At 33.5% G+C, this 8,831-nt stretch carries 11 protein-coding genes; 3 read left to right on the forward strand and 8 right to left on the reverse strand.

Going from position 1 to position 8,831, the window contains the following annotated elements; all coding sequences use genetic code 11:
* Window positions 1–315: 315 nt before the first annotated feature.
* The 5 genes from J416_RS04085 to J416_RS04105 form a co-directional block, all read right to left on the reverse strand.
* Complete coding sequence (locus J416_RS04085) at window positions 316–1,041, reverse strand: hypothetical protein (RefSeq protein ID WP_003465744.1); 726 nt, start codon at window positions 1,039–1,041, stop codon at window positions 316–318.
* Window positions 1,031–1,900, reverse strand: a complete 870-nt coding sequence (locus J416_RS04090) for an ABC transporter ATP-binding protein (RefSeq protein WP_003465748.1) — start codon at window positions 1,898–1,900, stop codon at window positions 1,031–1,033. The genes J416_RS04085 and J416_RS04090 overlap by 11 nt, the downstream gene beginning before the upstream one ends.
* 582 nt (window positions 1,901–2,482) lie before the next feature.
* Window positions 2,483–2,674, reverse strand: a complete 192-nt coding sequence (locus J416_RS04095) for a helix-turn-helix transcriptional regulator (protein WP_003465750.1) — start codon at window positions 2,672–2,674, stop codon at window positions 2,483–2,485.
* Window positions 2,675–2,983: a hypothetical protein gene (locus J416_RS04100; protein WP_003465752.1), complete on the reverse strand. Its 309-nt coding sequence runs from the start codon at window positions 2,981–2,983 to the stop codon at window positions 2,675–2,677.
* A 611-nt stretch (window positions 2,984–3,594) separates the two neighbouring features.
* The gene (locus J416_RS04105; RefSeq protein ID WP_003465754.1) at window positions 3,595–3,822 is read right to left on the reverse strand and encodes a YdbC family protein; all 228 of its coding nucleotides are present in this window, start codon (window positions 3,820–3,822) and stop codon (window positions 3,595–3,597) included.
* A 488-nt stretch (window positions 3,823–4,310) separates the two neighbouring features.
* Here J416_RS04105 and J416_RS04110 point away from each other — a divergent pair, with 488 nt between their 5' ends.
* The 3 genes from J416_RS04110 (at window position 4,311) to J416_RS04120 (ending at window position 6,302) form a co-directional block, all read left to right on the forward strand.
* Window positions 4,311–5,057 carry an SDR family NAD(P)-dependent oxidoreductase gene (locus J416_RS04110; RefSeq protein WP_003465757.1) on the forward strand — a complete coding sequence of 249 codons (747 nt, stop codon included), beginning with the start codon at window positions 4,311–4,313 and terminating at the stop codon, window positions 5,055–5,057.
* A gap of 186 nt (window positions 5,058–5,243) precedes the next feature.
* Window positions 5,244–5,543 carry a hypothetical protein gene (locus tag J416_RS04115; protein WP_156809506.1) on the forward strand — a complete coding sequence of 100 codons (300 nt, stop codon included), beginning with the start codon at window positions 5,244–5,246 and terminating at the stop codon, window positions 5,541–5,543.
* 306 nt (window positions 5,544–5,849) lie between these two features.
* Complete coding sequence (locus J416_RS04120; protein WP_003465760.1) at window positions 5,850–6,302, forward strand: Type 1 glutamine amidotransferase-like domain-containing protein; 453 nt, start codon at window positions 5,850–5,852, stop codon at window positions 6,300–6,302.
* Window positions 6,303–6,738: 436 nt separating this feature from the next.
* On the opposite strand, the gene J416_RS04125 is transcribed toward J416_RS04120, so the two are convergent.
* The 3 genes from J416_RS04125 to J416_RS04135 all read right to left on the reverse strand — a co-directional run bounded on the left by J416_RS04125 (window position 6,739) and on the right by J416_RS04135 (window position 8,703).
* The gene (locus J416_RS04125) at window positions 6,739–7,392 is read right to left on the reverse strand and encodes a hypothetical protein (RefSeq protein WP_003465763.1); all 654 of its coding nucleotides are present in this window, start codon (window positions 7,390–7,392) and stop codon (window positions 6,739–6,741) included.
* Between the two features lie 361 nt (window positions 7,393–7,753).
* A complete protein-coding gene (locus J416_RS04130) occupies window positions 7,754–8,197 on the reverse strand; it encodes a hypothetical protein (protein WP_156809507.1) in 444 nt (147 codons plus the stop codon).
* Window positions 8,198–8,448: 251 nt separating this feature from the next.
* Window positions 8,449–8,703 (reverse strand): hypothetical protein, encoded by a 255-nt coding sequence (locus tag J416_RS04135; RefSeq protein ID WP_003465768.1) that lies wholly within the window; start codon window positions 8,701–8,703, stop codon window positions 8,449–8,451.
* Window positions 8,704–8,831 lie beyond the last annotated feature (128 nt).

Raw genomic sequence — 8,831 nt, forward strand, 5'->3', positions numbered from 1 at the left:
AACTTACATCTCCATTGTGTATGTGCTAAACTATTCTTGTCCTGCATTGGACATGCCTCCTTCTTTGGTGAGATTTGGTGGTCGGGAAACCAACCTTATCTTACCATGAAGAGAGGCTTTTTCGTGACCCCACGCTAGAAGCTCTTCAGAACCCCTGGCATAGCCAGGGGTTTTCAAAGACCACAAAAAAATCGAAGAGCGATTTCGCTCTTCGACTTTTCACCATAGGGAGAAATTAAAAATTTATTTAAACGTAGAAAAACATTCAGAAAATATAAAAAAGAAATCCTGGCTCTTAAACCTTATAAGACAATCTTAAATTTCAATTTTTTCACTTTTTTTAAGAACGAGTAAAAAAAGTACGATTAAGGTGAAACAACCAATAAAGTACTGTAGGGGTGAAAGCGGGTTTGAGCCAACCATAACTGGATAGAAGTAACCAGGAAAGTTTTCGATTAAACCCGAAAGAAATTCCCTTTGAGTACTCTCTATTACATTTATCAAAATATTATGCAAAAAAAGTAACATTGCTGTCAAAATAAAATAGACTGCACCACTCCGGACACCAAATAATAATAAAATATATCCAAGCAAGAAAAAGGTCAACACTAAAAGAAAGACATTAGCAGAGAACCCTAAAAGGAAAGAGACCTCCAATTTCCCAGGCACTCCAAGTTGTTTTGTAACTAGAAGTAGGACTATTCCCACTGCTACATAAAGTAAACTAACAAATAGTGCAATAACTACATTAGCCAGTACATAGTTTTTTCTATTTTGTTTTGAGTTGTTAATCAACGAAGCTGTCTTAGATGAATAATCTCTATTGACAAGGTAAAGTGGGTGTAAAACCGCCGCGAGCATTCCCAACATACAATAAAAATTTGAGACATGTTTAATGTTAAATGATGTAGTTCCTGTTAAGATAAAGTAACTAATGATTAGTGCTGGTACTAAGGCTGCCAACACTCCCAAGACCAAATAGCCCTTTTTAAAAAGTTCCTTTAAATTATAACTAACATAATTTTTAATATTAAATATCATGATATTCACCTCTGACTTTGTTCATATAAATATTACGAAGCGTTTTCTTTTCAGTAGTAAAATCAATTAACTTGATTCCTAACTGATTTAAAAACTGGAAAACTTCGGTATTTTCTGCTGTCGTTTCAATTTTAATTGTGTTTGTTTTCTCACTTGAATGGATGATACGCCCGAGCTCTTGATGATCAATAAATGTTGCTAGATCAGCATAATTATCAAATGCTAGTTTTAAGATATATTGATTCTTGTTACTAAATTGCTGTTCTTCGAGAATAGTTCCTTTTTCTAAAAACAAGATGCGATCACAGATAGTTTCAATATCTTCTAGCTTATGGCTAGAAATCAAGACACCAACATTCCACTTATTAGCCATTTTTTTCAACTGCTGTAATACTTCGAGGGACGTTTCTATATCCATACTATTTGTCGGTTCGTCCAATACAACGTAACTTGGATTATTTAATAGGCTTATAACTATTCCTAATTTCTGCTTCATCCCCAAAGAATATTTCTTCACCTTTTTATCCAACACATCAAATAATTGTAAACTTTTTAGAAGTTCCTCGTATTCACTAATTTTGAATTTATTTCCATAAATTTTCGAGAAATAGGACAAATGTGCTAATCCAGTCTTATCACTAAATAGTTTAGGTTCCTCAATCAAATACCCGACACTACTATTGCCTTCAACAGATCCATTGAATATCTGAATTGTTTGAGCAATGATCTTCATAAGCGTACTCTTTCCAGCACCATTACTTCCAACTAAACCAACGATTTCCCCTTGTTTAAATTCAAAAGATAGCTCTTTTAAAGCTACAGAGCGACTATATTGCTTAGTAATTGAATTTATAAGCATTTTCAAATCTCCTTCTGTTTAGTTCTTTAATTAAAGGTTCTTTGGCCATATCCCTTACCCAAGGATAAACACCTTTCGGGAGATGCCTTATAGTACCATTTCGGATGACAGTGCTTATTACAACGTCTCTTGCTTTCCAAGCTAAACGTAGGTGCTTTCTATAAGCCTGTGAGCTGGATATTCCATTGTTCAGTACAGCTTATTTCAGAGGGCGTATTTTTACTCTACACCACTTACATCATCGTATGTTGACACACAAGTTTCCCTCTGTTCAATCTATAGACGCGTACATTCAGAAGTTTGTCAGTCCCCTTTCGTGAGAACATTCTCACCGTATCCAGTTTTTTAGCCGCGGTATATCCCGTTGGCATACCTTTTCTAAGAAGATGGCATCAACCTGCATTCCGCCAAATCATTTGTGCCCATACCCTGAGGCCTATCTGTCTTGAATGCAGGATGGTTTCAGAAAACATGGTTCCGTATTTCGTAACTCCCATCCTCCGTTGTAAAGCTCGAATTTATATTACATTTCCACTCATATTCACTTTAGTGGAAATGGTGTCGCGCCCGATTGTTGATTTATTAGTTATTAATAAATAATTTGTCTACCGTAGTTTCTAGTACACTTGCTATGGTAAATGCTAATTGTAACGTAGGGTCATATTTATCATTCTCAATTGCATTTATTGTTTGTCTGGATACCTTACAAAGCTTAGCGAGTTCTTCCTGGGACAATTTAGCTGTTCTTCTTAATTTTTTTATGTTATTTTTCATTTAATCACCATATTTTTTCCTGTAAACTAGTAATGTTATCAGATATACAATTAAAGTCACCGACAGAAATGATATCGGCGAACCTTCTACATAATCACCATTATAAGAAGTATTCCCCTGAATAGTCAGATAAATTGATCGTACAACACTTATAATAAGCATACCTATAATTACTGTAAATGCATATGATTGAGCTTTTGAATTGATAAATTTCCTCCTTTCATCACCTTTTTGAAAAAATGGTGCTAAAAACACGAAAACTCCGCTAATTAACAAGATAACTAAATACACAAGTTTAACCCAATCCATTCTTTATATCCTCCTTCGTCTATATGTAAAAAGTATTTAACATTATTGTATTCGGAAATAAACAATATGTCAAAAGATTTTTACATTATTTCTCTAAAAAAATAATTCCTTTATAATTAGGATTCGCTTTTTGTCGCACTCTTCCAATAAAAAATAAGTAATTCTAAGTTTGAACGAGTTTAAGATTATAAATGTCCAATTTTCGGGGGTTAATCCGCTAATTTAGATCATTCAATTGAGTTTTACAAGAATGTTTTTTATGTGAATGGAACGTGGCTGGCTCTGAATGTTGAAAATAATCTATCTTGTAAAGTACCTGTATGGAACTCAAATTTATGACCATCAGGGTCGGTGTGTTACCAAATTTATAATTGCTGGATTATCTGTTTTAGTCGGTAGTTTGATAGGAAAAATGCTATTTTCTAGTCATTCGTGAAGAAATGCACTTGGTTAAAAAAGGTGATTTCGCTTGGTAGGTCTGTAGTTTTTTGATGTACGGTTTTTGCTTACACAGTGAATATTACACTGCTCACTAAAGAATTTCAGTTCAATGATAGACTCATAAATATAGATTAAGCTTGCAGAGATGTTCTGCAAGCTTTCAACTTACCTTATTCTAACTCATCAAAATTAACTAAAGCATCTTTCAACGTTTTTAATTCCTCTGCTGAAAGTGTTAGACCCTTTCCCATTTTTTCATGGTCTGGAGACCAATCACGAAGGTCATATTTTGGATCACGTCCGTTCCAACTTACTAGATTTAATTCTTTTTTCCAACCTTTTGGTGATTCCGATATAATTGCAATTGTCTCGATAATTTCATATTTTATATTAGCCAATCCCGTTTCCTCCTCCAGCAAACAATTTTTAGTATTTTTTTAAACTCCTCATTGCTTAAATCAAAAAATATATCTATTTTCTTCTCGAACTTACCTATATTTTTTATCATTTCTTCATGATTTTCAAGTATTTGAATGAGTAGACTTTACTAAAAAAAATAGATACTATCTTTCATAGCTGGGTTGTATATAGCCTAATTTTATCCCTTTCGTTACAGCTTCTAATGAGGATGACACATTTAATTTGTATATGGTATGAAAATAATGCAACAAAGCCTATAGAAAGAAACACTATCAAAAGAATAATAGGTGGTTCTACATTTGTGAATTAGTGGAAGAAAAATAGAGTGAGAATGATATGAACTGTGAAAAGAATTTGGTAAGCAGAGATCTATATCATTTAATGTTTAGGTGGAAATTATGTTTTACTTAACGTTGATGTTAAAGTGAAATTAGAGCTTAATGATGATTAAAAAAGGAGTGAGTATATGTCGTATTTAAACAACCATGTCATTCTTGTCACTGGGGCTAATCGAGGACAGGGAAAAGCTATTGCTCAGCACCTTGCCACATTGGGGGCTATAGTAGCGATTGGTGCTCGAAACTATGATGAAGCTAAAGTAGTGGCTAAAAAGATTGGAGAAGGCCACGCTATTCCAGTTCAGTTAGATGTAACAAAAGAATTAGAGTGGAAATCTGCGGTTGATGAGGTCATAAATAAATTTGGTAAGCTTGATGTGTTAGTGAATAATGCTGGAGCGCTAAAACGCAAATCTTTTACAGAGACAAACCTAGATGAGTATCAACAGTTGATTAATATTAATCAACTTGGTGTTTTTATGGGGATGCAGGCAGTTATTCCACAAATGGAAAAGCAGCAAAAAGGCTCCATTATAAACAATGTATCGATTTCTGCATTTGCCCCAATTAGCCAATCCTCTGCTTATGCTGCGACAAAAGCATCTGTGGTTGCAATGTCTAAAGCTGCAGCTATTGAATTAGGACCAAAAGGAATTCGAGTAAATATGATCCATCCAGGTGGAGTCGAAACAGCAATGTCTACTCAAGGCAAAGATGTTCCTACTTATTACGATTCAGTACCTTTAGGACGTATTGGACAACCAATTGAAATTGCTCGAGCTGTAGCGTTCCTTGCCTCTGATGAAAGCTCGTATTGTACGGGCACAGAAATTGTGGTAGACGGTGGAATGACACTGGGTACTTCAGATGAGTAAGTAACATCTTCTTATTACCTGAAACACATATGGTCTTGTCGGTTTTAGCTGGGACAATGCTGGTTCGTTCTTTTGTGAAAAGATAAAGGAAGAATGTTACGTTACTTATCGCACTAAAGGGGCACTTGTTTAAGGAATTTAATTTGGAGGTGAATCCTTATGCCATTATAACAGGAAGTAATAGGTTTGTTAATTGGTGGAATTTCTATGGTTATGGGGATTGCAATATTTGTTACAGTGTTCCTTTGGGTGAAAAATAAAAATAATAAATTGGGATATATCTGGACGTTACTACATTTTCTATTAGTTTCTGCTGCAATATATTTTGCATTAAAGGGTATAACTTTTGGCTACAATCATCCAATGGCTTCTGAAGAGATTTCACTCCAGATGGGTATTTCAGGAGTTGTTTGGGCATTGAGTATGATTTGTTTAGTAATAGCATTATTTAAATTCTCGAAAGTGAGAAAGCATAGTGATTCTTAAACAATCGGATGCTAATCTTTAACAAGAGAGTTCCCTTATTCTTAAAGATTTTGAGGTGATCCAGAAGTAAAGAGAATTATGAGAATAATTCGAATCAGGGAGGGGATTTTTTATTGGTAAATTAATTCTTGCTGGAGGCGGGAATGCGGAACAAACCCTATCAATTGATGTAAAATTTGCAGATTTAATCAACAAGGAAAAATCATTGTTATACATCCCCATTGCAATGGATATAAACTCCTATGATTCTTGCTTTTATTGGATAAACAGTGTTTTTGATCCGCTTGGAATAGAAGATATTACGATGTGGACCGAAATTTAAAACAATTTTCGGCAATATATATAGGTGGTGGTAATACATTCAGACTGTTAAAAGATTTTAAAGAAACATGTTTCACGAATGTTTTAAAAGAATATCTAGCAAAAGGCGGAATCATATACGGTGGTAGTGCGGGGGCGATTATCTTTGGTCAAGATATTAGGACTTGTTCTCATATGGATTCTAACGATGTTGGTTTACAAGATTTCCATGGTTTAGGTCTTGTAGAAAATTATTCTATATGGTGCCACTACAACGGGGAAAACGATGCTGTAATCAATAATTATATATTCGAATACAAAAATCCAGTTATCTCATTACCAGAAGAAACAGCGTTATTTATAGATGATGAAGTGATAACAGTAATTGGAACTAAACCTGCTATTTTGTTTAATGAAGAAAATAAGAAAGTAATTCAACCAGGAACGTTATTAAGCTAACAGGTGGCTTTGTTTGTTGAACAACTATATTTTAGTTCTCCAAGTTAGCTGCTTTGTTCTTAGCATAGAAACCAATCTTTACTAATCCTATAGCAATAAGAGAGACCTCCATTGAATATAATCGCAAACCCAAAGAAGATAATCAACAACTATTATTTCAAAAACTTATTTCAATTTTGTCCCTTCAACATAAGAATAGAATGTATTTGGCATTTAACTCATGTATGAAATGGCAGTATACTTTTTGCATATAAAAAGACCTTCAATATACAGCCAATGTATAAATTAGTGTATATTGAAGGTTCTTTTGAGCATTAGGCTTATTCAAGTAAAGCCACCCGTTTGTTTAAGTGTAATGAGTCACATGCTATTACTATAAATATAATGACATCTAATTTATAAATTCTAATTGCTTATATTAGAGAAATTTAGATGTTTACCACTCAGTATATCTTGCTTCACCTGTTCCAAATAATTTATCTGCAATTAGATTACCATCTTTATCAAGCGCTCTTATTGTCCATGTTTTCTCGGAATACTCATCTAGTACAAAGAAGGCATGATTATCAACTATCTCTTTGACATGGTAGCTATTCGGATAATTCTCAACTGTCTCCATATTGAAATTATAAGGTTCTGATGGCGTTAAGTTTTCCAGATGGTTACCAACCACAATATACTTTATATTTGGGTTACCAGTTTTAATTCCAACCATAAAACCATCTTGTTCATCACTTCCAAAACCAGCAGCTTGGAATGGTTCATTCACTTCAAGTATGTAGTCAGGAGCACCGCCTGCGTAATGATACAGAAACCCCATACTGCGATGTATTTTCGCCAAGCCAAATGTATGGTTATTTACATCTTCATATAATATTGCTTGCCCGTAAATTGTTTCTATACTTTCTATTGGTTTAGTACCATTAGGTAAAGCACTTGATGCAGTAAAGCGAAAGCCGATCAGTAATAAAGCACCTATGATTATTACCATAATTATTGCAATGAATTTCCACGGCTTCCTTTTTGTAATCGTTAAATATAGTATTATTCCAATCAAAGCTATCGCTAAGAAAATCAGCAAATTATACATATAATACCCCCTTTTTAAACATTCCAGCCCATTAATTGAACAAGCCACTTAGAAATTCGTTGAATAAACATTCTTCGTTATACAATCTCTTCATATTTAATTATACATAAAATGCTATAAACATACTGCCAAAACCTACATAAATGCTACAATTATCCTAACATTGCTGCATATCCTGTAAACACTTCATTCCCTTCAAAGGCACTACAAATACCGATTCTACCAATACCACCGACAACCAATAGTAATACCCATACAAATACAGTGGTATCTCAACAATAAATCAAACAAATTTTCAAAGGTTCATCAACTTGTATTCAGTAGGTGTAGAATTATAGAATTTACTAGAATAGCAAATTATTTATTTTAAGGATTTTCCATCTGGTAAAGGAGCATTTGTTTTTATTTTTATAAGGTATTCCGTTTCTTCACCTTCTGATTGTAAAGCACCTATGGATATTGTTAACATACTTCCATCTGTACCATCCCATTTTACACTTTTTGATTGGTTAAGAGCTTCATATACTTGGCCTAATACACTCAAATCGTTGGCATATGGTTCTACAAGAGAATCTGACAAATATGCTTTGAGTGTATTAGCAAATTCAACAAAGAGCTCTTTGTCAGAAGTGTGTAAACTATATTCCCCCGATACAAATTGTGAGTCTTTTTTGTTTTCTGAGAATATATAAACAACACTTTGCTCTAGAGAACCCTTATCCATTTCAAATGAATCCAGCGGTTTAGATAAATAATCCAGACGATTTTTTTGTTTGTTTTCTTCACTTAATTCTTTTCGCTCCATTACTTCATTCCTATTCATAAGCCAGATTAAATCTTCAAATATAAATTCTTTATCCTGATGAATATTAGATAACAATTGTTCAAATTGGTCCTTTTGAGTCTCATTTGTGCACCCACTAACAAGAAACGTAACCACAAAAAAGATACATAGAAAAAGGAACCTGCACTTATTCAATTTTGTCAGCTCCTTCGCAAAAAAACTATTGTACTAACTTCTACGTTATCCGATTAGCCCCTTTGCTTTACAACAAATTACTTTCTTTTTATCCATTCGCATAACTTGCTTATCCCAAACGCAAGACCAATCAACCCCAAACCAAATAAAAGACCTCCAATTAAAAAAGGAGTGAATATTAAAATCACAAAACCAGAATCACCTGGCATTATTTGAGGTATTAAAAAATAATATAATACTCCAAAAATAATAACAGTTAAAGTAGTAATCAAGACTTTCATTGTATTATTCATTTTATTAAAACACGGACAAATTGCACACTCATTTATCATTACGCATTCCTCCCTCAATAAATTAATTTTTTCTTAGAATATCGCCATTTTCCTTTGATTTTCAGATGGTTTTATTTATTTAAATCAAATGGTGTCTACCAATTGATTTAGGTTGAAACTAGTAGTTG

The sequence above is a fragment of the Gracilibacillus halophilus YIM-C55.5 genome, assembly GCF_000359605.1.
Taxonomy (GTDB): Bacteria; Bacillota; Bacilli; order Bacillales; family Amphibacillaceae; genus Gracilibacillus; species Gracilibacillus halophilus.

Bases quoted from the DNA above. Each gene is read 5' to 3' on its own strand.
- J416_RS04125 (WP_003465763.1), bottom strand. From the start codon at position 7,392: ATGTATAATTTGCTGATTTTCTTAGCGATAGCTTTGATTGGAATAATA.
- J416_RS04110 (WP_003465757.1), top strand. From the start codon at position 4,311: ATGTCGTATTTAAACAACCATGTCATTCTTGTCACTGGGGCTAATCGA.
- J416_RS04100 (WP_003465752.1), bottom strand. From the start codon at position 2,983: ATGGATTGGGTTAAACTTGTGTATTTAGTTATCTTGTTAATTAGCGGA.
- J416_RS04085 (WP_003465744.1), bottom strand. From the start codon at position 1,041: ATGATATTTAATATTAAAAATTATGTTAGTTATAATTTAAAGGAACTT.
- J416_RS04130 (WP_156809507.1), bottom strand. From the start codon at position 8,197: ATGGAGCGAAAAGAATTAAGTGAAGAAAACAAACAAAAAAATCGTCTG.
- J416_RS04090 (WP_003465748.1), bottom strand. From the start codon at position 1,900: ATGCTTATAAATTCAATTACTAAGCAATATAGTCGCTCTGTAGCTTTA.
- J416_RS04095 (WP_003465750.1), bottom strand. From the start codon at position 2,674: ATGAAAAATAACATAAAAAAATTAAGAAGAACAGCTAAATTGTCCCAG.
- J416_RS04135 (WP_003465768.1), bottom strand. From the start codon at position 8,703: ATGATAAATGAGTGTGCAATTTGTCCGTGTTTTAATAAAATGAATAAT.